18 protein-coding genes are annotated in these 24391 nt (G+C 66.0%); 8 read left to right on the top strand and 10 right to left on the bottom strand.

Going from position 1 to position 24391, the window contains the following annotated elements:
• The first annotated feature begins 113 nt into the window (after positions 1 to 113).
• Both fadD2 and fadD1 read left to right on the top strand, forming a co-directional pair.
• Positions 114 to 1802: a long-chain-fatty-acid--CoA ligase FadD2 gene (fadD2, locus tag Q7C30_RS15370; protein WP_039576136.1), complete on the top strand. Its 1689-nt coding sequence runs from the start codon at positions 114 to 116 to the stop codon at positions 1800 to 1802.
• A gap of 283 nt (positions 1803 to 2085) precedes the next feature.
• Positions 2086 to 3783, top strand: coding sequence for a long-chain-fatty-acid--CoA ligase FadD1 (gene fadD1, locus Q7C30_RS15365; RefSeq protein ID WP_029613689.1), 1698 nt, complete (start codon positions 2086 to 2088; stop codon positions 3781 to 3783).
• Between the two features lie 65 nt (positions 3784 to 3848).
• Here the strand turns inward: fadD1 and Q7C30_RS15360 are convergent, their stop codons facing one another.
• Entirely contained in the window at positions 3849 to 5156 is a 1308-nt protein-coding gene (locus Q7C30_RS15360; RefSeq protein ID WP_317872021.1) for an FAD-binding oxidoreductase, read from the bottom strand.
• Positions 5157 to 5181: 25 nt separating this feature from the next.
• Positions 5182 to 6546 carry a glutamine synthetase family protein gene (locus tag Q7C30_RS15355; protein WP_317872020.1) on the bottom strand — a complete coding sequence of 455 codons (1365 nt, stop codon included), beginning with the start codon at positions 6544 to 6546 and terminating at the stop codon, positions 5182 to 5184.
• Positions 6547 to 7030: 484 nt separating this feature from the next.
• Between Q7C30_RS15355 and Q7C30_RS15350 the strand changes: the two genes are divergently transcribed.
• From Q7C30_RS15350 to Q7C30_RS15340, 3 genes are all read left to right on the top strand, one after another.
• Positions 7031 to 7279, top strand: coding sequence for a hypothetical protein (locus Q7C30_RS15350; RefSeq protein WP_317872019.1), 249 nt, complete (start codon positions 7031 to 7033; stop codon positions 7277 to 7279).
• A 138-nt stretch (positions 7280 to 7417) separates the two neighbouring features.
• Complete coding sequence (hrpA, locus tag Q7C30_RS15345; RefSeq protein ID WP_317872018.1) at positions 7418 to 11323, top strand: ATP-dependent RNA helicase HrpA; 3906 nt, start codon at positions 7418 to 7420, stop codon at positions 11321 to 11323.
• A gap of 165 nt (positions 11324 to 11488) precedes the next feature.
• Positions 11489 to 12610 carry a beta-ketoacyl-ACP synthase III gene (locus Q7C30_RS15340; protein WP_317872017.1) on the top strand — a complete coding sequence of 374 codons (1122 nt, stop codon included), beginning with the start codon at positions 11489 to 11491 and terminating at the stop codon, positions 12608 to 12610.
• Between the two features lie 106 nt (positions 12611 to 12716).
• Here the strand turns inward: Q7C30_RS15340 and Q7C30_RS15335 are convergent, their stop codons facing one another.
• Complete coding sequence (locus tag Q7C30_RS15335; protein ID WP_039576153.1) at positions 12717 to 13961, bottom strand: putative porin; 1245 nt, start codon at positions 13959 to 13961, stop codon at positions 12717 to 12719.
• Positions 13962 to 14225: 264 nt separating this feature from the next.
• Between Q7C30_RS15335 and Q7C30_RS15330 the strand changes: the two genes are divergently transcribed.
• The gene (locus Q7C30_RS15330) at positions 14226 to 15353 is read left to right on the top strand and encodes a GNAT family N-acetyltransferase (RefSeq protein ID WP_317872016.1); all 1128 of its coding nucleotides are present in this window, start codon (positions 14226 to 14228) and stop codon (positions 15351 to 15353) included.
• A 234-nt stretch (positions 15354 to 15587) separates the two neighbouring features.
• Here the strand turns inward: Q7C30_RS15330 and Q7C30_RS15325 are convergent, their stop codons facing one another.
• Genes Q7C30_RS15325 through Q7C30_RS15310 form a run of 4 tightly spaced genes read right to left on the bottom strand, consistent with a single transcriptional unit; the run spans position 15588 to position 19776 of the window.
• On the bottom strand, positions 15588 to 17420 hold the full coding sequence (locus Q7C30_RS15325) for an ABC transporter ATP-binding protein (protein ID WP_317872015.1): 1833 nt from the start codon (positions 17418 to 17420) through the stop codon (positions 15588 to 15590).
• 55 nt (positions 17421 to 17475) lie between these two features.
• Positions 17476 to 18033, bottom strand: coding sequence for a peptidylprolyl isomerase (locus Q7C30_RS15320; RefSeq protein WP_039576159.1), 558 nt, complete (start codon positions 18031 to 18033; stop codon positions 17476 to 17478).
• A complete protein-coding gene (locus tag Q7C30_RS15315; protein ID WP_039576161.1) occupies positions 18027 to 18839 on the bottom strand; it encodes an alpha/beta hydrolase in 813 nt (270 codons plus the stop codon). Before Q7C30_RS15315 ends, Q7C30_RS15320 begins: the two co-directional genes overlap by 7 nt.
• A gap of 13 nt (positions 18840 to 18852) precedes the next feature.
• Entirely contained in the window at positions 18853 to 19776 is a 924-nt protein-coding gene (locus tag Q7C30_RS15310) for a LysR family transcriptional regulator (protein WP_039576162.1), read from the bottom strand.
• A gap of 48 nt (positions 19777 to 19824) precedes the next feature.
• Between Q7C30_RS15310 and Q7C30_RS15305 the strand changes: the two genes are divergently transcribed.
• Positions 19825 to 20139, top strand: a complete 315-nt coding sequence (locus Q7C30_RS15305; protein ID WP_029613683.1) for a hypothetical protein — start codon at positions 19825 to 19827, stop codon at positions 20137 to 20139.
• A gap of 108 nt (positions 20140 to 20247) precedes the next feature.
• Entirely contained in the window at positions 20248 to 20847 is a 600-nt protein-coding gene (locus tag Q7C30_RS15300; protein WP_317872014.1) for an FMN-dependent NADH-azoreductase, read from the top strand.
• Between the two features lie 117 nt (positions 20848 to 20964).
• Here Q7C30_RS15300 and Q7C30_RS15295 read toward each other — a convergent pair whose 3' ends face one another.
• Genes Q7C30_RS15295 through Q7C30_RS15285 form a run of 3 tightly spaced genes read right to left on the bottom strand, consistent with a single transcriptional unit; the run spans position 20965 to position 24390 of the window.
• Positions 20965 to 22023: a glucuronyl hydrolase gene (locus Q7C30_RS15295; RefSeq protein ID WP_317872013.1), complete on the bottom strand. Its 1059-nt coding sequence runs from the start codon at positions 22021 to 22023 to the stop codon at positions 20965 to 20967.
• Positions 22007 to 23185, bottom strand: coding sequence for an MFS transporter (locus Q7C30_RS15290; RefSeq protein ID WP_317872012.1), 1179 nt, complete (start codon positions 23183 to 23185; stop codon positions 22007 to 22009). Before Q7C30_RS15290 ends, Q7C30_RS15295 begins: the two co-directional genes overlap by 17 nt.
• Positions 23182 to 24390 carry an acyl-CoA dehydrogenase family protein gene (locus tag Q7C30_RS15285; protein ID WP_317872011.1) on the bottom strand — a complete coding sequence of 403 codons (1209 nt, stop codon included), beginning with the start codon at positions 24388 to 24390 and terminating at the stop codon, positions 23182 to 23184. Before Q7C30_RS15285 ends, Q7C30_RS15290 begins: the two co-directional genes overlap by 4 nt.
• Position 24391: the final 1 nt, after the last annotated feature.

Below are 24391 nucleotides of genomic sequence, written 5' to 3'. Positions count from 1 at the left end.
ATGGCAGCCCTTCCTGTGTTTGTCCCCTCAGGCTTACCTGCTAACGTCGGCTGAACGCCTGTTTGCCAAGGGCAATCAGGGCATGGACGGTTCAGGCTGAGGAACAACAATAAATGCAAGCCGACTTCTGGAACGACAAACGCCCGGTGGGCGTGCCCTCCACCCTCGACATGGGCGACTATGCGTCGGTCGTCGAGGTTTTCGAGCGCGCCTGCAAGCGCTTCGCCGAGCGCCCGGCGTTCAGCAACCTGGGCGTCACCCTGACCTATGCCGACCTGGATCGCCACTCGGCCGCCTTCGCCGCCTGGTTGCAGCACCATACCGATCTGGCGCCTGGCGAGCGCATCGCCGTGCAGATGCCCAATGTGCTGCAGTACCCGATCGCCGTGTTCGGCGCCATGCGCGCCGGACTCATCGTGGTCAATACCAACCCGCTGTACACCGAACGCGAGATGCGTCACCAGTTCAAGGACTCCGGCGCCCGCGCGCTGGTGTACTTGAACATGTTTGGCCAGCGCGTGCAGAACGTGCTGCCGGACACCGGCATCGAGTACCTGATCGAGGCGAAGATGGGCGACTTGCTGCCTGCCGCCAAGGGCTGGCTGATCAACACCGTCGTCGACAAATTGAAGAAGATGGTGCCGACCTATCGTCTGCCCCAGGCGCTGTCGTTCAAGCAGGTGCTGCGCCAGGGCCGTGACCTTCGCCGCACCCCGGTACCACGCACGCTCGATGATGTCGCCGTGCTGCAGTACACCGGCGGCACTACAGGCCTGGCCAAAGGCGCGATGCTGACCCACCGCAACTTGGTGGCCAACATGCAGCAGGTGCTGGCCTGCTTTTCCCAGCATGGCCCTGACGGCCAGCCGTTGATCAAGGAAGGGCAGGAGGTGATGATCGCGCCGCTGCCGCTTTATCACATCTATGCCTTCACCGCGAACTGCATGTGCATGACCGCCACCGGCAATCACAACGTGCTGATCACCAATCCCCGCGACATCCCTGGTTTCATCAAGGAGTTGGGCAAGTGGCGTTTCTCGGCGTTGCTGGGGCTCAACACGTTGTTCGTCGCGCTGATGGACCACCCAGGCTTCGCGTCGCTGGACTTCTCGTCGCTGAAGGTCACCAATTCGGGGGGCACGGCACTGGTCAAGGCCACGGCCGAGCGCTGGGAAACGCTCACGGGCTGTCGCATCGTCGAAGGGTACGGCCTCACTGAAACCTCGCCGGTGGCCAGCACCAATCCCTACGGCACGCTGGCGCGATTGGGTACGGTGGGTATTCCGGTGGTGGGCACGGCGTTCAAGGTCATCGATGACCAGGGTCAGGAGCTGCCGCTGGGCGAGCGCGGCGAGCTGTGCATCCAGGGACCGCAGGTGATGAAGGGCTACTGGCAACAACCCGAGGCCACGGCCGAGGCGCTGGATGCCGAAGGCTGGTTCAAGACCGGTGACATCGCGGTGATCGATGCCGAAGGCTTCACCCGTATCGTCGACCGCAAGAAGGACATGATCATCGTCTCGGGCTTCAACGTGTACCCCAATGAAATCGAAGATGTGCTCATGGGCCACCCGCAGGTGGCCAGTTGTGCGGTGATCGGCGTGCCGGACGAGCGCTCCGGCGAGGCGGTGAAGTTGTTCGTGGTGCCGCGAGCGGGCGGGGTCAGCGTCGAGGAACTGAAAACCTTCTGCAAGGCCAACCTCACCGGCTACAAAGTCCCCAAGCACATCGTGCTGCGCGACTCGCTGCCCATGACCCCGGTGGGCAAGATCCTGCGCCGCGAATTGCGCGACATTGCCTGAGGTGCCGATGGCAGCAGCGGGGGTGGGTCGCTGCTGCCACCGCTCAGTCGGAGAGGTTCAGTGCTTGTTCGCCGCAGGAGGGCGAAATTCAAAATGTGACCACAATGTAATTTAAGGTCATTTTTGTGACTGTGCGGGCCGCCACGGCCCTAGGCGGCCCCCGGCAAAGCTGCTACTCTCGGCGCGCTTCGGATGATGCGGTTTGCACTGAGCCCTCATCCCATATCAATAATAAGCGCATCGACGCGTAGAGCATTCGCTGTTGCTAAAGGAGTGGGCTTCCATGATCGAACATTTTTGGAAGGATAAGTACCCAGCCGGAATTACGGCGGAAATCAATCCTGACGAATTTCCCAACATTCAGGCCGTATTGAAGCAATCCTGCCAGCGCTTTGCCGACAAGCCGGCGTTCAGCAACCTCGGCAAGACCCTCACCTACGGTGAGCTGTACACCCTGTCCGGCGCCTTCGCCGCATGGCTGCAGCAGCACACCGATCTCAAGCCCGGCGATCGTATCGCCGTGCAACTGCCCAACGTCCTGCAATACCCCGTCGCGGTATTCGGCGCTATGCGCGCCGGTCTGGTCGTGGTCAACACCAACCCGCTGTACACCGCCCGCGAACTGGAACACCAGTTCACCGACTCCGGGGCCAAGGCGGTGGTGTGCCTGGCGAACATGGCCCACCTGGTCGAGAAGGTGCTGCCCAAGACCCAGGTCAAGCACGTGATCGTCACCGAGGTGGCCGACTTGCTGCCGCCGCTCAAGCGCGTGCTGATCAACAGCGTCATCAAGTACGTGAAGAAGATGGTGCCGGCCTACCACTTGCCGCAGGCGGTGCGCTTCAACGAGGCCTTGGCCAAGGGCAAGGGCCAGCCGGTGACCGAAGCCAGCCCCGAGGCCAACGACGTGGCCGTGCTGCAATACACCGGCGGCACCACGGGCGTGGCCAAGGGGGCGATGCTGACCCACCGCAACCTGGTCGCCAACATGCTGCAGTGCCGCGCCCTGATGGGCTCGAACCTGCAGGAAGGCTCGGAAATCATCATCACGCCGCTGCCGCTTTACCACATCTACGCCTTCACCTTCCATTGCATGGCGATGATGCTGATCGGCAACCACAACGTGCTGATCAGCAACCCGCGTGACCTGCCCGCCATGGTCAAGGAACTGAGCAAATGGAAGTTCAGCGGCTTCGTTGGGCTCAACACCTTGTTCGTCGCGCTGTGCAACAACGACACCTTCCGCAGCCTGGATTTCTCCGCTCTGAAGGTCACCCTGTCCGGCGGCATGGCCCTGCAATTGAGCGTGGCCGAGCGCTGGAAGGCAGTCACCGGTTGCGCCATCTGCGAAGGCTACGGTATGACCGAGACCAGCCCGGTGGCGGCGGTCAACCCGTCGGAAGCCAACCAGGTGGGCACCATTGGCATTCCGGTGCCGTCCACCCTGTGCAAGGTCATCGACGACAACGGCCAGGAATTGCCGTTGGGCGAGATCGGCGAGTTGTGCATCAAGGGGCCGCAGGTGATGAAGGGCTACTGGCAGCGCGAAGACGCCACCGCCGAGATCCTCGACAGCGACGGCTGGCTGAAGACCGGTGACATCGCGGTGATCCAGCCGGATGGTTACATGCGCATCGTCGACCGTAAGAAGGACATGATCCTGGTCTCGGGCTTCAACGTGTACCCCAACGAGTTGGAAGACGTGCTGGTCACGCTGCCCGGCGTGTTGCAGTGCGCAGCCATCGGTGTACCGGACGAGAAGTCGGGCGAGGTGATCAAGATGTTCATCGTCGCCAAGCCCGGCGTGACCCTCACCAAGGAGCAGGTGATGACCCACATGCGTGCCAACGTCACCGGCTACAAGGTGCCCAAGGCCATCGAGTTCCGCGATGCGTTGCCGACCACCAACGTCGGCAAGATCCTGCGCCGCGAACTGCGCGATGAAGAGCTGAAGAAGCTGGGCCTGAAAAAGACCGCCTGAGCCTGGCAACCCCTGCTGTAGACGCGGCGTGAGCCCGCGCCTACAGCAGGGGCGGGGCTCGGAGATCAGCGCAGTTTTTCCAGCATCTGGTAGTACCACATCCCGACCGACAACAACGGGTTGCCCAGCAGGTCGCCCATCGGCACCTTGATGTGCCGGCATTGGGCGAAGGTGTCGAAGCGCTCCAGGGTGCCGGTCAACGCTTCGGCCATGATTTCGCCCATGATGTGGCTGGTGGCGATGCCGTGCCCGGAATAGCCCTGGCAATACCAGACGTTGTCCGACAGCTTGCCCAACTGCGGAATGCGGTTGACCACGATCCCCATCGCGCAACTCCACTTGAACTCGATCGGCACGCCTCTGAGCGCGGGAAAGGTGCGCTCGATGCATGGCCGCAGCTCGGCCTCGATGTCCCGTGAATCGCGTCCGGAATAGTGGGCGCCGCCGCCGAACAGCAGGCGCTTGTCAGCCGTCAGGCGGTAGTAGTCGAGGACGAAGCGGCAGTCGTACACCGCCAGGTCGTGGGGATTGATCTGCTCGGCCAGCTCGCCCAGCGCAGCGGTGGTGACGATCCCGCCCATGGCCGGAAAGATCTTGCCCTTGAGCTGACGCTGCTCGAGCTTGTGATAGACGTCGCCGGCCAGCAGCACCTGGCGCGCGTCGATGCGCCCGTGGGCCGTGATCACCGCCGGACGCGCACCGTGGACGATCTCCAGCACCTCGGACTGCTCGAAGATCAACGCGCCCAGTTGGCCGGCGGCACGGGCCTCGCCCAGGCACAGGTTGAGGGGGTGCAGGTGCAGGTTGCGGCTGTTCTTCAGCGCGCCCAGGTACAGCGGGCTCTGCAGGTGCTGGGAGACGCCGCGACGGTCGAGCAACTGCACCTGATCGCCCATGCCACGGCGCTGGGCCTCGGCTTCGAAGGCGCGCAGTTCATCCAGGTGCGAGGGCTTCATGGCCGCGTGCAGGTGGCCGTGCTTGAGGTCGCACTGAATGCCGTAGCGTGCCACGCGCTGCTCGATGATCTGATGCCCGCGCCAGCGCAGTTGCCAGATGAAGTCGTCCACTTCGGCGCCGAGGCGCCGGCGCATCTGTGTACGCATCGCCTCGTCGCCCGACAGACTGCCGGTGACCTGACCCCCATTGCGCCCGCTGGCGCCCCAGCCGATGCGGTGGGTTTCGACGATGGCCACTTTCAGGCCGCGCTCGGCCAGCTCCACCGCTGTGGCGACGCCGGTGAAACCGCCGCCGATGATCGCCACATCGACCTCGACCGTGCCCTCGAGGCGGGGGTACTCGACGGGGTCGTTGAGCGTGGCGCTGTAGTAGGAAGAGGCACGTTGCGCCTGGGCGCCGTTCACTGCTGCATGCATGAGAAATTCCTTGTCGTTCGGGGTATCAGGCCTGGTGCAAATACCAGCGCCAGTCCTGTTCGCCCACTTCGGCCATGAACTGGCGGTATTCGGCGCGCTTGACCTTCAGGTACACGCCGAGAAAAGCGTCGCCCAAGGCGTCGCGTGCCCACTGCGAGCCCTCCAGGGCTTCAAGGGCGGTCAGCCAGTCGGTGGGCAGGTGTTCCTGGGCATGGGCGTAGCCGTTGCCTTGCACCGGTGCGCCCGGATTGAGCTGCTGGCGGATACCGGCGTGGCTGGCGGCGAGCATCGCAGCGGCGGCCAGGTAGGGATTGGCATCGGCGCCACAGACGCGATGCTCGATATGCCGACTGGCCGCCGGCCCGCCCGGCACGCGTAGGCTCACGGTGCGGTTGTCGACGCCCCAGGTCGGCGCCAGCGGTGCATAGCTGTTGGCCTGGAAGCGCCGGTAGGCGTTGGCGGTGGGGCAGAACAGCAGCAACGATTCGCGCAGGTGACGCAGCATCCCGGCCACCGCCTGGCGCAGCAGCGGCGTACCGGCCGCATCGTCGCTGGCGAACAGGTTGCGACCGGCCGCATCGGCCAGGCTCAGGTGCATGTGCATGCCGGTGCCGGCGAGGTGGGCGAAGGGTTTGGCCATGAAGCACGCCTGCATGCCATGGGCGTGGGCCACGCCTTTGACCAGGCGCTTGTAGCGCACGGCCTGGTCCATCGCCGTCAGCGCATCGCCATGCTCCAGGGTAATTTCCACTTGCCCGGGGGCATACTCGGAAATCGCCGTGCGCGCCGGTATCCCCTGGGCCTTGCAGGCGGCGTAGAGGTCGGCGAGGAAGGGCTCGATCTGCTCCAGTTCGCGCAAGCCATACACTTGAGTGGCACGCGGTCGGCCGCCATCGCGGTCCAATGCCGGCTGCGGTTGGCCCTGGGCATCGCGCTGCTGATCGAGCAGGTAGAACTCCAGCTCGCAGGCCATCACCGGGTGGTAGCCGTCGGCTTTCAGGGCCTGGAGGGTGTGCAGCAGCACATGCCGGGGGTCGGCGACACTGGCCGGCAGGCCTTCGCTGGGATGCATGCTGACCTGCACGGCGGCAGTGGGCACCCTGCGCCAGGGCAGACGCACCAGGCTGCCTTCAAGTGGGTAGGCGCGGCAGTCGATGTCGCCGACGTCCCACACCAGGCCGGAGTTTTCCACGTCGTCACCCTGGATAGTCAGGCCGAGGATGGTGCTGGGCAACGGTCGGCCCTGTTCATACACCGCCAACAGCTCGTCGCGGTGCAGCAGCTTGCCGCGTGGTACACCGTTGGCGTCGAGGATGAACAGCTCGAACAACTCGATATCGGGGTTGCTCGCCAGAAACTGGCGGGCGTGATTGGGATCGGCAAAATGCATGTAAGCGCTCGCTCGCGCGCCCTGGGTGAGGGTGCGCACGGGACCACCGCGAAACAGGCGCGGTGCGTCGGACGAAGTCAGGCAGCCACAGGGCTGCGATGGGCGTCAGGAAAAGGCGAGCGGGGTGTCCGGCGGGCGTGCATGGCGGCAGTGCCACAGCGCCCAGAAGGCCAGGATGACGTGCACCAGCGGATTCTCACCGGCACGCGCCCTGGCCTTCGCTAGCGAAGGACGTGAAGGCGGGGGCGGGGTGATCGGCTCGGCGGTCATGGGTTGGATACTCACATGCGCTGGAAGGGTGATTAAAGCGGTGAGTGGCGACGTTCACTCCTGTTATTACTAAACATTCGGATCTGTCCTGCCAATAGGGAAGTCTTTGCGCTGCCCTGTTCGGATTTGTCGGGTAGGCCGCGTCGCATGATCAGGTGAAGGTTTCACTCCCCATGCACGCCGCGACGCCGACATCGTCAATGCAGGAGCTGCCATGTCCACCCTTTCCACCCTGGCCTTCATCCTGGTCGCCGGCTGCGTGCTGGACTGGCTGTGCCGATCGACGCGCCTGCGCGATGCGGTGTGTCTGCTGTTCATGGTGGCCAGCATCACCAGTTGCACGCAGTTGGGCGAGCGCGAAATCCTGTGGCTGGACGGTCTGGACTGGACCATTTTCTTCACCCTGATCGGCACGCGACTGCTGTTCGAGCGGTCGGCGGTGTTCGAGCGTCGTCGCCCCTGACGTCCAAGCCCGCAGCGCTGCAACAGCCCCCGGCTCAGCCACCCCATCCAGCAAAGCCCGGGCAAATCTGCGACAATCGCCCACCTTCCGAATGCCGATCATGAGAAAGCAGGGCCACCTGCATCACCCAGAAGCCCCATGACTGACCACGCCATCGACACACTGCTGCACACCCTCGACCACGCCATGCTCGCCGACCGCCACCGCCTGCGGCGGCAATTGCACGAGCTGCGCAAGCGCCCCGACGAGGCCAAGCTGGCGCAGTGGGCGCAGAAGGTCCAGGCCTCCTGCGCCCAGGTCACCGCGCGCCAGCAGAGCGTGCCGAGCATCCGCTACGACGACAACCTGCCCATCGCCGCCAAGCGCGACGAGATCAAGAAAGCCCTGGCCGAACACCAGGTGCTGGTGATCGCCGGCGAGACCGGCTCGGGCAAGACCACCCAGTTGCCGAAGATCTGCCTGGAGCTGGGCCGCGGCAGCCATGGCCTGATCGCCCACACCCAGCCACGGCGAATTGCCGCGCGCAGCGTCGCCACGCGGGTGGCGGAGGAATTGGGCACGCCCCTGGGGGCGCTGGTCGGCTACCAGGTGCGCTTCGAAGACCAGAGCGATGCCAACACCCTGGTCAAGCTGATGACCGACGGTATCCTGCTGGCCGAAACCCAGCACGACCGCTTCCTCGAGCGCTACGACACGATCATCGTCGACGAAGCCCACGAGCGCAGCCTGAACATCGACTTCCTGCTCGGCTACCTCAAGACCCTGCTGCCGCGCCGTCCCGACCTCAAGCTGATCATCACCTCGGCGACCATCGACCTGGAGCGTTTCTCCCAGCACTTCGACGGCGCGCCGATCATCGAGGTGTCCGGGCGCACCTACCCGGTGGACACCTGGTATCGGCCGCTGACCAGCGAGCAGGACGAGGAAGGCAACGTGGTCGAGGACGACCTCAGCGTCGATCAGGCAATCCTTGCCACGCTGGACGAAATTGCCGCGCACGAGCGCAGCCAGGGCAAGGGCCCGGGCGATGTGCTGGTGTTCCTGCCCGGCGAGCGCGAGATTCGCGACGCCGCCGAGATCCTGCGCAAGGCGCAGTTGCGCCATACCGAGATCCTGCCGCTGTACGCGCGGCTCACCCCGGCCGAACAGCAGAAGATCTTCCAGTCCCACAGCGGCCGGCGCGTGGTGCTGGCCACCAACGTCGCCGAAACCTCGCTGACGGTGCCCGGCATCCGCTACGTGATCGACAGCGGCACCGCCCGTATCAGCCGCTACAGCTACCGCGCCAAAGTCCAGCGCCTGCCCATCGAGGCCGTGTCGCAAGCCAGCGCCAACCAGCGTAAAGGGCGCTGCGGACGGGTCGAGCCGGGGATCTGCATCCGCCTGTACAGCGAAGAAGATTTCAACGGCCGCCCGGCGTTCACCGATCCCGAGATCCTGCGCACCAACCTGGCGGCGGTGATCCTGCAGATGCTGCACCTGCGCCTGGGCGCCATCGACGCCTTCCCGTTCATCGAACCGCCGGATGGCAAGGCCATCAGCGACGGTTTCAACCTGTTGCAGGAGCTGTCGGCGGTCAACCGCGAGAACCAGTTGACCCCGCTGGGTCGCCAGTTGGCGCGCCTGCCGATCGACCCACGCCTGGGCCGCATGCTGCTCGAAGGCGCCCGCCAGGGCAGCTTGCAGGAAGTGCTGATCGTCGCCAGCGCGCTGTCGGTGCAAGACCCGCGCGAACGTCCGCCGGAGCGCCAGCAGGCCGCCGACCAGGCCCATGCCCAGTGGAAGGACGTCGATTCGGACTTCGCCGCGCTGGTCAACCTGTGGCGCGGCTTCGAGGAGCAGCGCCAGGCGCTCACCGCCAATCCGCTGCGCAACTGGTGCCGCAAGCAGTTCCTGAACTACCTGCGCCTGCGCGAGTGGCGCGATGCCCACCGGCAGTTGTCGCTGATCTGCCGCGACTTGCAGCTGACGGTGAACAAGGAGCCGTGCGACTACCCGCGCCTGCACAAGGCGATCCTCAGCGGCCTGCTCAGCCAGATCGGCCACAAGGCCGAAGAGGGCGACTACCAGGGCGCGCGCCAGCGCCGCTTCTGGGTCCATCCGTCCTCCGGCATCGGCCGCAAGCGCCCGCAATGGCTGATGGCGGCGGAATTGGTCGAGACCACCAAGCTGTACGCGCGCATGGTGGCCAAGATCGAGCCAGACTGGATCGAACCGCTGGCCGGGCACCTGATCAAGAAGAACCACTTCGAGCCGCACTGGGAGAAGAAGCGTGGCCAGGTGGTGGCCTACGAGCAGATCACCCTGTACGGGCTGATCATCGTCGGCCGTCGCCCGGTGCATTTCGGGCCGATCGATCCGGCGACCTCACGCGAGCTGTTCATCCGCGAAGGCTTGGTGGGCGGCGAAATCCAGTCCAGGGCCAAGTGCCTGGCGGCCAACAAGCGCCTGCTCGAACAACTCGACGAACTGGAAGCCAAGGCGCGCCGACGCGACATCCTGGCCGACGAAGAAACCCTCTACGCCTTCTACGAGGCGCGCCTGCCACAGGAGATCCACCAGAGCGCGACCTTCGACAGTTGGTACCGGATGAACAGCCAGAAGGACGCCGACCTGCTGATCATGCGCGAGGAAGACGTGCTGGCCCGCGAAGCCAGCGAAGTCACCGCCGCGCAGTACCCGGATCACCTGCAGGTGGGCGATCTGCGCCTGCCGCTGAGTTACCACTTCGAACCCAATCACCCGCGCGACGGGGTCACCGTGCGGGTGCCGGCGCCGTTGCTGCCGACCTTGCCGGGCGAGCGCCTGGAGTGGCTGGTGCCGGGGCTGCTGGAGGCCAAGTGCGTGGCGTTGGTGCGTAACCTGCCCAAGGCGTTGCGCAAGAACTTCGTGCCGGTGCCGGACTTCGTCAAGGCCGCGCTGGCGCGACTGAGCTTCGGCCAGGGTGCGCTGCCCCAGGCGCTGGGTCACGAGCTGTTGCGCATGACCGGCGCCCGCGTGTCCGACGAAGCCTGGGCCGAAGCGGCCGGGCAGGTCGAAGGGCACCTGCGCATGAATGTCGAAGTGGTCGATGGCCAGGGCAAGTTTCTCGGCGAGGGCCGCGACCTGGCCGAACTCACCGCCCGCTTCGCCGCCGCCAGCCAGGCGGCGCTGGCCCTGCCACGCACTGAAAAGACCGAGCAGCCGGTGCAGGCCAAGGCCTTCTGCGAAGTGGCGCAGACCGCCCAGCAGAAGATCGCCGGCCTGTCGCTGACCGTGTACCCGGCCTTGGTTGAAGACGCGGGGCGTGTGCGCGAGGGGCGCTTCTCGACCCAGGCCGAAGCCCAATTCCAGCACCGCCGTGCCCTGCAGCGCCTGTTGCTGCAGCAACTGGCCGAGCCCGCCAAGTTCCTGCGCGGCAAGCTGCCGGGGCTGACCGAACTGGGGCTGCTGTACCGCGAGCTGGGCCGCATCGACGCGCTGGTCGAAGATATCCTGCTGGCCAGCCTCGACAGCTGCGTGCTGGAAGGCGAAACCACGTTGCCGCGAGACGGCGCCGCGCTCGCTTCGCTGGCCGAGCGCAAGCGCGGTGACTGGACCGAGCATGCCGAGCGCCTGGCGCGCCAGACGCTGGAGGTGCTCAAGCTCTGGCACGGGCTGCAGAAGCGCTTCAAGGGCAAGATCGACCTGAGCCAGGCCGTGGCCTTGAACGACATCAAGCAGCAGTTAGCCAACCTGGTCTACCCAGGCTTCGTGCGCGAAACCCCGACGCAGTGGTTCAAGGAGCTGCCGCGCTACCTCAAGGCCGTCGAACTGCGGCTGGAGAAGCTGGGCGCGCAGGTGCAGAAGGACCGGGTGTGGAGCGGCGAGCTGGGCACCCTGTGGACCCAGTACAAAGCCCGTGCCGACAAGCACGCCCAGGAGGGCAAGCGCGATCCGGAACTCACGCTCTACCGCTGGCTGCTGGAGGAGTACCGGGTGTCGCTGTTCGCCCAGCAACTGGGGACCAAGGTGGCGATTTCAGACAAACGTCTGAGCAAGCAATGGGCGCTGGTGGAGGGTTAAACTGCGCCGATTTGTGGCACACTTGGCGCAATTTTGGTCCGGCGATGCGGGCCTCGTCGCGGTTGAACCCGCGCCTGCGGGCGGCGGGTTCGGTTGCGATCCTGCTGCAAGCTGTCCATCCGACTACAAATTGGCACTGACGTGCCACAGACCAGAGGAACGACCGTGCACAACGTCGTGATCAGCGGCACCGGCCTGTTTACCCCGGCCCAGAGCATTTCCAACGAAGAACTGGTGGAGTCTTTCAACACCTGGTCGCAACAGTTCAACTATGACAACGCCGAAGCCATCGAGCGTGGCGAACTGGAGGCCGCGCCGCTGTCCGACGCGGCGTTCATCGAGAAAGCCTCGGGCATCAAGAGCCGCTTCGTCATGGACAAGGCCGGCATCCTCGACCCGCAGCGCATGAAACCACGCCTGCCGGAGCGCGCCAACGACGAGCCGTCGATTCTCTGCGAAATGGCCGTGGCCGCCGCCCGCCAGGCGCTGGAACGTGTCGGGCGCAGCGCCGCCGATGTCGACGGGGTGATCGTCGCCTGCTCCAACCTGCAGCGCGCCTACCCGGCCATCGCCATCGAAGTGCAGCAGGCGCTGGGCATCCAGGGCTTCGGCTTCGACATGAACGTGGCCTGTTCCTCGGCCACCTTCGGCATCCAGAACGCCGCCAACGCCATTCAACTCGGCCAGGCCCGGGCGATCCTGGTGGTCAACCCAGAGATCTGCACCGGGCATTTGAATTTCCGCGATCGCGACAGCCACTTCATCTTCGGCGACGCGGCCACGGCGGTGCTGCTCGAGCGGGCCGACCAGGCCACCTCGGCGCACCAGTTCGACGTCGTCAGCACCAAGCTGCTGACCACCTTCTCCAACAACATCCGCAACAACTTCGGTTTCCTCAACCGTGCGGCTGAAGAGGGCGAGGGCAGCACGGACAAACTGTTCGTGCAGGAAGGCCGCAAGGTGTTCAAGGAAGTCTGCCCGATGGTCGCCGAGCTGATCGGCAAGCACCTGGCCGACAATCAACTGCAGCCTGCCGACGTCAAGCGCTTCTGGCTGCACCAGGCCAACCTCAGCATGAACCACCTGATCGTCAAGAAGCTGCTGGGGCGCGAAGTGAGCGAGCAGGAAGCGCCGGTGATCCTCGACCGCTATGCCAACACCAGCTCGGCCGGTTCGGTGATCGCCTTCCACCTGTATCAGGATGACCTGGCGCCGGGTTCGGTGGCGGTGCTGAGCTCGTTCGGCGCGGGCTATTCGATCGGCAGCGTGATTCTGCGCAAGCGTTGATCGCGGCGGCGTTGATCGCCGCCCGCCTGTGCAGCAGACGAAAAAAAGCGGAAAGCGCCGGATGGGGTTCGGCACTTCCCGCTGAGCTACGCAGGGGAGCGTTCGGTTAGAACTTGGCTTCCAGGTCGACCTGCAGGGTATCGACGTCTGCATCGGTGTTCGGCAGTTGCGAACGGTCGGTCTTGGCCATCAGATAGGCTGCGCCGACGGCGAAGTTCTTGTCGATCTCGTAGCCGACCTTGAACTTGTGACCGCGAGCACCGGTGAAGCCGTTGCCGAAGTCCGAATCGGTGAAGGCGCTGACCACGGCGTTACGCTGCACGTCGCGGTAGTTGTAGTCCATGCTCCAGGCACCGACCTTGGTCTTCAGACCGGCCAACCAACCTTTGTCTTCGCCGTCGGTGCTTTCGGTGTTCTTGACGAACTGACCGTAGGCGGCCAACGGGATGGCGAAGCCGGTGAAGTCGATCTGACCGAAGCCTTCGACCAGGTTGAACTCGTTGGTGGTGTTGCCGAACTGGCGCAGGGCCGCCGATTCCTTGTCGTTGTCATAGCCGTAGACGCTGCCGCCGACGGTGAGCTTGAGGGTATCGGCTGGCGCGAAGCGAGCACCCAACTGACCGTGGTACAGCTGAGCGTCGTGCTTGAACTGCACGCCGTCGCCGTCGACGTTGTCCTTGAGCATGTAGTGACCGGCGCTGCCGAACAGTTCGGTGCCGCCCAGGTTGGTCTTGTAGGTGACGGCCACGCCTTCGGGGTTCAGGTCGCTGTCCCAGATGATGTCGCCCATGCTCACCCACGGCTGCTGCATCTTGCCGCCGATCAGGTGCAGGTTGGGGATGGCGGTGGGGTGCCAGTCGAGGTAGGCCAGGTCGACCCACAGGGATTTCTTCTCGAAGTAGTTGTCCAGGCTCTGGTTGGTGGAGCGGCCGTCGGCGCTGCTGCCGGTGGCGATACGCACGCCAGCGTCGACCTGCGGGTTGATCTCGCTGTAGAAGCCAACACGGGCGCGAACGCGTTCGCGGTCCTGGTTGCCACTGCCGCTGCGTGGGTTGTCGACGTTGACGTCTTCGTAGCGCAGGCGCACATCGCCCTTGATCTGGGTCTTGGCGGCCCAGGCGACTTTCTGTTCGAAGGAGCTCAGGCGATCGGCCTGGGCTTTCTGGTCGACCTTTTCCTTGGTTTCTTTTGCCAGGTCGGCCTGCAGTTCGCTGTACTGCGCCTGGTTGATCGAGCCATTGGCGCGGAGCATTTCGAGCAGCTTGGCGTCGACTGCAGCACTGGCCGGGGCGCTCAGTGCCAGCATCATGCCGGTGAGGCTAACTCCGGTAAGTGTAGAAACAAGACGCATAAGGTTCTCCCTGTTGAAAAGGTGTGGGGAGGCCCGTGTACGCCTCGCCCCGAGTTGGCATGTCGACGGAAAGTGCCTGGCTAGACAGGTTCTTGGCTTTCCGAAAACAGGCGCAAGTATTGCGGGGGCGGATGACAGAATAATGTCTTTTTGATGGCGCTGCGGTTAAGTCAGCTAACCTTTGGCTATAAGCGAAATCGTCATAATTTGAGCGAATCGACGCCTTTGGCGATACTGGCCGCTTGTGTCCAGGGAGTCGACGTCGTGACCAGCCTCTACAGTCTTGCCCACCTGCGCGACCTTGCGGCGCCGCAGTGGGACGCGCTGGTGCCTGCCGGCCAGCCCTTTCTGCGCCATGCGTTTCTCAGCGCCCTCGAAGACAGCGGCAGCGTCAGCCCGCAGACCGGCTGGGCCGCCGAGCACCTGGTGCTGGAGCGCGACGGCCAGGTGCGCGCCGTGCTGCCGGCGTACCGCAAATGGCATTCGTTCGGCGAGTACGTGTTCGACCACGGCTGGGCAGAGGCCTGCGAGCGCGCCGGCATCGCCTATTACCCCAAGCTGCTCGGCGCGGTGCCGTTCAGCCCGGTGAGTGGGCCGCGCTTGCTCAGTGCCGAGCCGGCCGATGCTTCACTGCTGTTGCAGGCCTTGCCCGAGTACCTGGTCAAGGGCGAACTGTCCGGGGCGCACATCAATTTCACCGACAGCGCCCTGGACCAGCAGATGATGGGGCAGCCTGGGTGGATGGAGCGCCTGGGTTGCCAGTTCCATTGGCGCAACCGGGGCTACCGCGATTTCCAGGACTTCCTCGACACCCTGGCCTCGCGCAAGCGCAAGCAGATGCGCAAGGAGCGCGAGCAGGTGGCCGGGCAGGGCATCGACTTCCACTGGCTGCGTGGCGATGAACTGGACCCGGTGCGCTGGGACTTCGTCTATCGCTGCTACGCCAACACCTACGCGGTGCGCCGCCGCGCACCCTACCTGACCCGTGAATTCTTCAGCCTGCTGGCCGAGCGCATGCCCGAGGCGCTGCGGGTGGTGATCGCCCGGCAGAACGGGCGCGACGTGGCCATGGCCTTGAGCCTGGTGGGCGGCGACAGCCTGTATGGTCGCTACTGGGGCTGCCTGGATGAGTTCGACCGGCTGCACTTCGAAACCTGTTTCTACCAAGGCATGGACTACGCCATCGCCCACGGTCTGCAACGCTTCGACGCCGGCGCCCAGGGCGAACACAAGCTGATCCGAGGCTTCGAGCCGGTACTGACACGCTCCTGGCATTACCTGCGTCACCCCGGTCTGCGCCGAGCGGTGGACGAATTTTTGCAGCAGGAGCGCGACGGGGTGAGGGCGTATGCCGAGCAGGCACGCGAGATGCTGCCGTATCGGCGAGGTTGAGTGGGGATTGTGCCGGCCCTATCGCGGGGCAAGCCCGCTCCCACAGGTACCGCGTTGCACTGACGGACAGCGCGGTACCTGTGGGAGCGGGCTTGTCCCGCGATAGGACCGGTTAGAACTCCTCAATCCACCCCGACGAACCCGCCTGTCTCCCACAGGTACCGCGTTGCACTGACGGACAGCGCGGTACCTGTGGGAGCGGGCTTGTCCCGCGATAGGGCCGGTTAGAACCCCTCAATCCACCCCGACGAACCCGCCTGTCTGGTGATGCCACAGCCGCGCATACAGACCCCGCTGCGCCAGCAACTCGGCATGGCTGCCGCTTTCGACGATGCGCCCCTGCTCCAGCACCACCAGCCGGTCCATGCGCGCGATGGTCGACAGGCGGTGGGCGATGGCGATGACCGTCTTGCCCTGCATCAGCGTCTCCAGGCTTTCCTGGATCGCCGCCTCCACCTCCGAGTCCAGCGCCGAGGTGGCTTCGTCCATGATCAGGATCGGCGCGTTCTTCAGCAGCACCCGCGCAATGGCGATGCGCTGACGCTGGCCGCCGGACAGCTTGACCCCGCGCTCGCCCACATGGGCATCGAAGCCGGTACGGCCCTGGGCGTCGGACAATTGCGGGATGAACGCGTCGGCACGGGCGCCGCGCACCGCCTCCCAGACCTCTTCCTCGCTCGCCTCCGGTCGCCCGTACAGCAGGTTTTCGCGGATCGAGCGGTGCAGCAGCGAGGTGTCCTGGGTAATCATGCCGATCTGCGCCCGCAGGCTGGCCTGGTTGACCTGGGCGATGTCCTGGCCGTCGATCAGAATGCGTCCGCCCTGCACGTCGTACAGGCGCAGCAGCAGATTCACCAAGGTGGATTTGCCCGCCCCGGACGGCCCGATCAGACCGATCTTCTCGCCCGGACGAATGTCCAGGGTCAGGCCTTCGAGCACCTTGCTGCCCTTGCCGTAATGGAAGTCCACGTGGTCGAAGCGTACGGCGCCGCGCTCGACCTTCAGCGCCGGGGCGTTCGGCGCGTCGGTGACGGTCACCGGCTGGGCGATGGTCTGCAGACCGTCCTGAACCATGCCGATGTTCTCGAAGATGCCGTTGACCACCCACATGATCCAGCCGGACATGTTGACGATGCGGATCACCAGGCCGGTGGCCAGGGCGATGGCGCCGACGCTGACCAGCGACTGGCTCCACAGCCACAGCGCCAGGCCGGTGGTGGCCACCACCAGCAGGCCGTTCAGCGTGGTGATCACCACGTCCATGCTGGTGATCACCCGCGACGCCAGTTGGGTCTTCTCGGTCTGCTCGGAGATCGCCTCGCGGGCGTACTGCTGTTCGTGGTCGGTGTGGGCGAACAGCTTGAGGGTGGCGATGTTGGTGTAGCCATCGACGATGCGCCCCATCAGCTTGGAGCGCGCGTCGGAGGACACCACCGAGCGCTCTTTCACCCTCGGCACGTAGTACCACAGTGCGGCGATGTAGCCGAAGATCCACGCCAGCAGCGGAATCATCAGCCGCCAATCGGCCTCGGCGAACAGCACCAGCGAACTGACCGCGTAGATCAGCACGTGCCACAGCGCATCCACCGCCTGCACCGCTGAATCGCGCAGCGAGTTGCCGGTCTGCATGATGCGCTGGGCGATGCGCCCGGCGAAGTCGCTCTGGAAGAAGTTCAGGCTCTGCTTGAGCACGTAGCTGTGGTTCTGCCAGCGGATCAGGCTGGTCATCCCCGGGTTGATGGTCTGGTGCACCAGCAGGTCGTGCAGGCCGAAGAACACCGGCCGCAGCACCAGCACCACCACCAGCATCCAGATCAGCTCGCCGCTGTGGTCACTGAAGAAGTGGACGTTGGGCGTGCCCTGGGCCAGGTCGATGATGCGGCTCAGGTAGCTGAACAGCGCCACCTCGATCAGCGAGGCGATGAGGCCGACCACCAGCAGGGCGAGGAAGCTCGGCCATACCTGACGCAGGTAGTACAGGTAGAACGGCCAGACCGTGCTTGGCGGCGCCTCGCTGGGCGCCTCACGGAAGATGTCGATCAGTTGCTCGAAACGGCGGTACAGCATGGGTACTCCTGTCGGTCTCGCGCACAGAGGGCGTCACCTCCCGTGAGACCTGCGATCAATCGATACGTTTGGCCGACTTGATGAAGACTGGATTGGCAGGCACGTCGCGCATGCCTTTCTTCACGGTGGTCGGCGAATTGACGATCTGGTCGACCACTTCCATGCCTTGGGTGACCTTGCCGAATACGGCATAGCCCGCATCGCGGCCTGGGTTGAGGAAGTCATTGTCGGCGACGTTGATGAAGAATTGGCTGGTGGCCGAGTTCGGGTTCGAGGTGCGCGCCATCGACAGGGTGCCGCGGGTGTTCTGCAGGCCGTTGCTGGCTTCGTTCCTGATCGGATCCTGGGTGTCTTTCTGCACCATCTGTTCGGTGAAGCCACCGCCTTGGACCATGAAGCCCGGAATCACGCGGTGGAAGATCGTGTTGTTGTAGAAACCGCTGTCCACGTAGCTCAGGAAGTTCTTGGTACTGACGGGCGCTTTTTCCGCGTTCAATTCTATGGTGACCTGGCCGAGGCTAGTGTCCAGGAGCACGTGAGGGGTTTTGTCGGACGCCATGACGCTGGTGGCGAAGGCGACCGAGCAGGCGGTGAGCAGAAGTTTCTTCAGCATGGGCGCGATGTTCCTTGAGGGGGAAAATGGGCTGCGAGAAAGCGCAGCAGGGTCTGGTTGAAGACCTCGGGTTGATCCAGCGGCGTAGCGTGCCGCGAATCCTCGATGACCGCCAGCGTCGCATGGGGCATCAGGGCGACGTAGCGTTGCTTGTGTTGCACCGGGGTGTAGTCGTGGTCGGCGGCGATCACCAGGGTCGGACACTCGATGGCGCCGATGCGTTCCTGCACGCCCCAGCCGACGATGGCGTCGAAGCTCTTGAGGTAGGCGCGCTTGTCGTTGCGCGCCCAGCGCTGGGCCATGCTGCGGCGCAGCGCGGCCTGTTCAGGCTTGGGAAACAGGCGCGCGGCCAGGCCCTGGCCGACCGTCTCGACACTGAGCAGGCGCGCCAGGCTCCAGCGCTTGGCCCACCACAGCCAGTGTTCCAGGCTGCGCCGCTTGACCTCGGGCGCGCTGTTGACGATGCACAGGCTGCGCAGCCATTGCGGGTGATCGACGGCGAACTGGAAGCCGACCATGCCGCCCATGGACAGGCCGACGACATGCACCGGTCCACAGCCCAGGTGCTGGAGCAGGGCCAGCAGGTCGTCGCTGAAGGTGGCGATGCGGTAGCCGCTGCGGGGTTTGGCCGACTGCCCGTGGCCGCGCAGGTCCATCAGGATCACCTGGTAGTGCCGGCTCAGCACCGGCACCTGCCGCTCCCAATCCTGGCTGCTCGAACCGAGCCCGTGCAGCAGCACCAGCGGTTCGCCCTGGCCGTGCACCTCGTAGTGCAGACGGCATCCAGCGTGTTCGAAACGGGCCATGGCCGAGGTCCTCTCAGGCTTGTGCGGGGGCGGCGAAGGGCACGTCCAGCGGCGCGGTGTCGAAGTTGCGCAGCAACTCGATGAGGATCTGCGTAGCCGGGCCCAGGGCCTTTTCCTTGCTCGCGTAAAGGTAGAACAGCGGATGACGACTGCCACCCTGATCCAGCGGCAGCGGCTTGAGCAGACCTTCCTCGAGTTCGCGCTCGATCATGTGCCGCGGCAGCCAGGCGAAGCCCAGACCGCTGCCGACGAAGGTCGCCGCCGTGCCCAGGCTGCCCACCGTCCAGCGCTGCTCGGCGCCCAGCCAGCCGACGTCGCGCGGCTGGCTGCGCCCGGAATCGCGGATCACCACCTGCAACTGGCTTTCCAGGTCCTGGAAGGTGAGTTGGCGGTTGAGCCGGTGCAGGCTGTGCTCGGGGTGGGCGACGGCGATGAACTCCACCGTGCTCAACTCGGCGCCCAGGTAGCCGGGAATGTTGAAGCTGCTGATGGCAAGGTCCGCGATGCCGTCGTGCAGCACCTCCTCGACGCCCGACAGCACTTCTTCGCGCAGCCGTACACGGCAGCCGCGGCTCTGCGGCATGAAGGCGCTCAGGGCACGCACCAGGCGGGCGCTGGGGTAGGCGGCATCGACCACCAGGCGCACTTCGGCCTCCCAGCCCTGCTCCATGTGGTGGGCCAGGTCCTCGAGTTGGCTGGCCTGCTTGACCAGTTGCCGCGAGCGGCGCAACAGCACGTCGCCGGCCTCGGTGAGCACTGCCTTGCGCCCGTCGATGCGCAGCAGCGGCACGCCAAGTTGCTCCTGCATGCGCGCCACGGTGTAGCTCACCGACGACTGCGAGCGGTGCAGGGCCTCGGCGGCTTGGGCGAAGCCGCCGTGGTCGACCACCGCCTGCAGGGTTCGCCACTGATCCAGGGTCACGCGCGGCGCTTTCATGTTCGGCTCCTGTTGTCCTAAGCTGCGCACTCTCAAGGAGCGCGCACGATGAAAAAATGCCTGGCGATACTGATGTCGTTGCTGCCGATCACGGCGCTGGCCTATCCGATCGAGGTGCAGAAGCAGGTGGACGGCGTGAAGCTCGACTACACCGCCTACGACACCGCCCCTGACATCGGCAGCATCGCCCTGAACAACTATGGCCAGGTGCCTGCCGCCTGCAAGGTGACCTTCAGGAACGGCCCCGAAGCGCCCCGTGTGCGCCGGATCAACGTGCCCGCCGGGCGAAGCGTGGACGTGACGGCTAAATTCAATCGGCAGATCATCAAGCTGCGCATCGACGTCAACTGCCAGGCGGAATGAACGGATTAGTCGATAGATTGCAGCGATTTTTTACGCTTTTTTATCGATAGGTCAAGCTTTAGTCTCACCTCCATCGAATCGCAACCGTATTTGCCGATGGAGGCAGCCATGTCCCGCGTACTGATCGTCGAAAGCAGCGCCCGCCAGCAGGATTCCGTGTCTCGCCAGTTGACCCGCGACTTCACCCGGCAGTGGCAGGCCGCGCACCCGGCTGACACCCTGGCCCTGCGCGACCTGGCGCTGAACCCGGTGCCGCACCTGGACGCCGACCTGCTCGGCGGCTGGATGAAACCCGAGGCGCAACGCAGCGCCGCCGAGGTGCAGGCGCTGCTGCGCTCCAACGAACTGACCGACGAGTTGCTGGCTGCCGACGTGCTGGTGCTGGCCGCGCCCATGTACAACTTCACCATCCCCAGCACGTTGAAGGCCTGGCTCGACCATGTGCTGCGCGCCGGCATCACCTTCAAGTACACCCCCACCGGGCCGCAAGGTCTGCTCAGCGGCAAGCGCGCCATCGTGCTGACCGCTCGCGGCGGCATTCATGCCGGCGCCAGCAGCGACCACCAGGAACCCTACCTGCGCCAGGTGATGGCGTTCATCGGCATCCACGACGTGACCTTCATCCACGCCGAAGGCCTGAACATGAGCGGCGATTTCCACGAGCAGGGCCTGAACCAAGCCAAGGCGAAACTGGCGGCGGTTGCCTGAGACGCTGGGGCGAATCCATTCCCAACCCCTGACACCTGTTGCTCCTTTGGGTGTGTCAGCCCGGCCATGCACATGGCCGGGCTTTTTTTATAGCGCTTTGTGAATCGCCGCGCGCACTTACCAACCGGCCACGCCGCCGTCGCCCGCCAGCACCTGGCCCTGGGCCCGCAGTGCCTCGATCAGGAAGAACGTCGCGCAGGGCGTCTCCACCAAGTGGGTCTGCTGTGGGCCGATGCGGTAGCTGTGGCCCACGAAACGGCCGCGCTTGACCTCGGGCGACAGCAACCCGCCGATCTGCCGACAGGCCAGTTCGCACCAGGCATTGCGCCCTGGCAGGCATTGCCACAGGCGCAGCAGCGCCAGCGAGGCGATGGCGATGGCGCAGGGGTCCGCCTCGTTGGCGCGCAGGCGCCCGGCGGCGGCCTGGGCGCCCCAGCGCTGGGTCCAGTACTCGCACGCCCGCGCGGCGGCCTCGGCGTATTCGCCGCCGTACCGGCCCACGGCTTCGGCCAGGCCCAGCATCGCCCAGGCCTGACCACGCGCCCAGTGTCCGGGCGCGCTGCGCTGCCAGTGCCCGTCGGCGTGGCGCAGGGCCTGGGCGGCCCAGGCGCCTGAGGGCTCGGCCAGGCTGTGCAGGCAGCGTTGTAGATGCCGGCGCGCCAGGTCTGCGTGGCTCGCCACGGGGCTGCTGTGCAGCAGCGCCAGGGTCGGGGCCAGGGCATCGACATCGAGGGTGGCCGCCCCTGGCTCGCCTGCGCCCAGGCCGGTGCCCAACCACCAACCGCCCAAGCCAGGATCGAAGTCGGCGGCCAAGGCAGCGGCGGCGCGCTCGGCCAATTGCCGCGCTTTCGCGCCGTCTGGATGGCGGGCGGCCAGGCCGGCGCCGTACCAGAACACGAAGCTGCGGTTGAGGCTGGGTTCGGCCAGTTGCCCGTGCAGGCGTTCGCTCCAGGCCTGGGCTTCGGCCAGGTCAGTGGCCTGCCCGCTGAGCCCGGCGCGGCGCCACCACAGGGCAGCCCAGAAACCGCCCAGCCACGAGCCGCGCCGCGACAGCTTCCACGGCCTGTCGGGGGCCAGGCGATACAGCGGAAACTGCCCGTCGCACTGCTGCGAGACCCGCCCCAGCGGCGCCAGCAAGGCCTCGATGACCGCCTGACGCTTACGCTGTTCCGGCATCGCTGCAGCCCTCCTGCGTGCGCCGCGCCCGGTACAGGCTGCGGCACAGTCCGGCGCCCACGCACAGCGCCGCCATCAGCAGTGTCCAGCCTGCCGTGAAACCACCGGGCTGGCGCAGCAGCGCGGCGAACAGCGGCGGTCCGAGCGCGATGCCGCCGAAGAAACCCAGCGACAGCAGCCCGGCGCTGCCGGCCACGCCACCGAAGCGCGGCTCGCGCAGCAGCATGCTCATCGCCACCGCATTGCTTGCCACCAGGCTCAACCCCATGCCCAGCACGGCGCCCCACAGCGGCCAGAGCCGGCCCGGCGCCGCCTGCTGCAACAGCAGCACGGTGACCAGGGCGAACAGGAACAACCCGCCGAGCAGCGCGGTTTCATCGCGCAGCGCCGCGCCCAACGGGGTCAACAGCAGGCGCGAGAGGATGCCGGTGATGCCGAAGCCGCTGATCATCAGGCCAATGGTGGCCGGGGCGACGCCAAGACCGCTCGCATACACGCCAAAGAAGGTGATGAACGCCGACAGGCACAGCCCCGCGCAGCCCTGGATCGCCATCAGCCGCAGCAGCCAGCCATTGGGCCGCTGCACGCGCAGCGCGGTCTTGGCCGGTGTGGCCGGTGCGGCGATCTGCCGAGCCACCCCCAGCGCCAGCAGCAGCGCCAGCGGTGCCCAGCAGGCCAGCGCCAGGCGCCAGCCCAGCGCTTCGCTGAGCGCCGGCAAGGCAATGCCTGCCAGCAGCGCCGACGCCTGCACCCCGGCCTGCTTGATACCGACCAGGCTGGCCCGTGGCGCATCGGCGGTCTGCGCGATGGCCTGATTGGTGGCTGGGTTGGCCAAGGCCTGCGCCGCGCCACAGAACAGCAGGGCCACCACCAGGCCGACGAAGCCCGGCAGCACCAGCACCAGGCTGAACGACAACGCCACCAGCACGAACAGCGCGCGCAGCCCGTTGCGCGAGCCGATGCGCTGCACCAGCGCCCCGGCCCACGGCGACAGCAGCGCGGCCAGGCCGAAGGCGCTGGTGGTCAGCCAGCCCAGTTGCTGGCGGTCGATGCCCAGGTCGGCGATCAGTTGCGGGCCGAGCACGCCGAGGGCATAGAACACCATCATCGGCAGGCCCATGGCGCAAGTGAGCAGGGCCGCCAGCGGCATGTGCCGGTTCATGGCGCCCCCTTGCCGTGCAGGTGCATGGAGGGCGCCAAGGCATCGAAGGCCACACCGGGTTGCGTGGCCTCCAGCAGATCGCGGCCCAGGGTGCTGATCAGTGCATCGTCGGTGCCGTCGAGGATGTGCGTGGTGCGCGCGCCGCGATAGATGCCCGACAGCGGCGACAGCTCGCTCAGGCCCTCGGCGCCCATCACCTGGATCGCCGAGTCCACCGCCAGCGACAGCGCTTCGCTGGCCGCCAGCTTGGCCAGGTTGACCTCGATGGCGTTGGCCTGGCCGCGGTCGAGCTTGGCCGCCGCATCCTGCAGCAGGCCGCGTGCGCTGGCGATTTCACGAAAGCTGCGGTACACCCGGGCGCGCACCAGTTGCTTGTCGGCCAGCCGTGCCTGGGCGCCGCGCGGCGAGTGTACCCGTGCGCACAGCGCGTCGAAGCAGCGCTGGGCCAGGCCCAGCCAGTGCGCCGCGCGCAGCAGGCGGCCCAACCCCAAGCGCTGCTGCATCAGCGCCAGGCCCTGGCCCGGTGCGCCCAGCACCTGGTCGGGCTGCACCCGCACCGCTTCCAGGTGCACCTCGCCCTGACCCTGCTGGCGACCGAGCAGCGCCAGCGGCCGGACGAAGCGAAACCCTGGACTGTCGCAGGGCACCACCAGCATCGACAGCGCCGACTGCAACGGACCGTCGTCGGTGCGGGCGATCACAGTGGCGAAGTCGGCCCGCTCGGCGCGGCAGATGAACCACTTGCGCGCCGTCAGTTGCCAGTGGTCGCCTTGCCAGCGCGCCTGGCTGTTCAGCGTGGCCGGGATCGAGCCGATGCTGTCCGGCTCGGACATCGCATAGCAGGGCACTTGTTCGCCGCGCACCAGCGGCAGGTAGAAGCGCTCGCGCAGGCTCGGGTTGGCGTGGCGGGCGAGCATGTGGCAGTCCAGCGTGGCGTCGCAGCCCAGCAGCGCCGGGGCGAATTCGCTGCGTCCTTCCTCGGCGGCCACGGTCAGGTAGTCCACCAGGCTGGCGACCCGGCCGCCGTCGGCCACGGGATAGAAATTGCCGAACACGCCCTCGGCCTTGGCCTGAGCCTGCAACTGGGCCGTCAACCTCGCCGCCGCCGCATCGCAGCGGCCCAGCTCGGCTTCGCGCGGCAGCACCTGCTGCTCGACGAAGTGGCGCACCCGCTGCGCCAGGTGGGAGACATTTTCGCAGGCCATG

This window comes from Pseudomonas sp. RAC1 (assembly GCF_030658255.1).
GTDB classification, from domain to species: domain Bacteria; phylum Pseudomonadota; class Gammaproteobacteria; order Pseudomonadales; family Pseudomonadaceae; genus Aquipseudomonas; species Aquipseudomonas boreofloridensis.
Note: the sequence above shows the minus strand (reverse complement) of the source record. Positions and strands in the feature narration are given on the sequence as shown.

Excerpts from the sequence above, each read along its gene's own strand:
- fadD2 (WP_039576136.1), top strand. The coding sequence starts at position 114 with ATGCAAGCCGACTTCTGGAACGACAAACGCCCGGTGGGCGTGCCCTCC.
- fadD1 (WP_029613689.1), top strand. The coding sequence starts at position 2,086 with ATGATCGAACATTTTTGGAAGGATAAGTACCCAGCCGGAATTACGGCG.
- Q7C30_RS15360 (WP_317872021.1), bottom strand. The coding sequence starts at position 5,156 with ATGCATGCAGCAGTGAACGGCGCCCAGGCGCAACGTGCCTCTTCCTAC.
- Q7C30_RS15355 (WP_317872020.1), bottom strand. The coding sequence starts at position 6,546 with ATGCATTTTGCCGATCCCAATCACGCCCGCCAGTTTCTGGCGAGCAAC.
- Q7C30_RS15350 (WP_317872019.1), top strand. The coding sequence starts at position 7,031 with ATGTCCACCCTTTCCACCCTGGCCTTCATCCTGGTCGCCGGCTGCGTG.
- hrpA (WP_317872018.1), top strand. The coding sequence starts at position 7,418 with ATGACTGACCACGCCATCGACACACTGCTGCACACCCTCGACCACGCC.
- Q7C30_RS15335 (WP_039576153.1), bottom strand. The coding sequence starts at position 13,961 with ATGCGTCTTGTTTCTACACTTACCGGAGTTAGCCTCACCGGCATGATG.
- Q7C30_RS15325 (WP_317872015.1), bottom strand. The coding sequence starts at position 17,420 with ATGCTGTACCGCCGTTTCGAGCAACTGATCGACATCTTCCGTGAGGCG.
- Q7C30_RS15320 (WP_039576159.1), bottom strand. The coding sequence starts at position 18,033 with ATGCTGAAGAAACTTCTGCTCACCGCCTGCTCGGTCGCCTTCGCCACC.
- Q7C30_RS15315 (WP_039576161.1), bottom strand. The coding sequence starts at position 18,839 with ATGGCCCGTTTCGAACACGCTGGATGCCGTCTGCACTACGAGGTGCAC.
- Q7C30_RS15310 (WP_039576162.1), bottom strand. The coding sequence starts at position 19,776 with ATGAAAGCGCCGCGCGTGACCCTGGATCAGTGGCGAACCCTGCAGGCG.
- Q7C30_RS15305 (WP_029613683.1), top strand. The coding sequence starts at position 19,825 with ATGAAAAAATGCCTGGCGATACTGATGTCGTTGCTGCCGATCACGGCG.
- Q7C30_RS15300 (WP_317872014.1), top strand. The coding sequence starts at position 20,248 with ATGTCCCGCGTACTGATCGTCGAAAGCAGCGCCCGCCAGCAGGATTCC.
- Q7C30_RS15295 (WP_317872013.1), bottom strand. The coding sequence starts at position 22,023 with ATGCCGGAACAGCGTAAGCGTCAGGCGGTCATCGAGGCCTTGCTGGCG.
- Q7C30_RS15290 (WP_317872012.1), bottom strand. The coding sequence starts at position 23,185 with ATGAACCGGCACATGCCGCTGGCGGCCCTGCTCACTTGCGCCATGGGC.
- Q7C30_RS15285 (WP_317872011.1), bottom strand. The coding sequence starts at position 24,390 with ATGGCCTGCGAAAATGTCTCCCACCTGGCGCAGCGGGTGCGCCACTTC.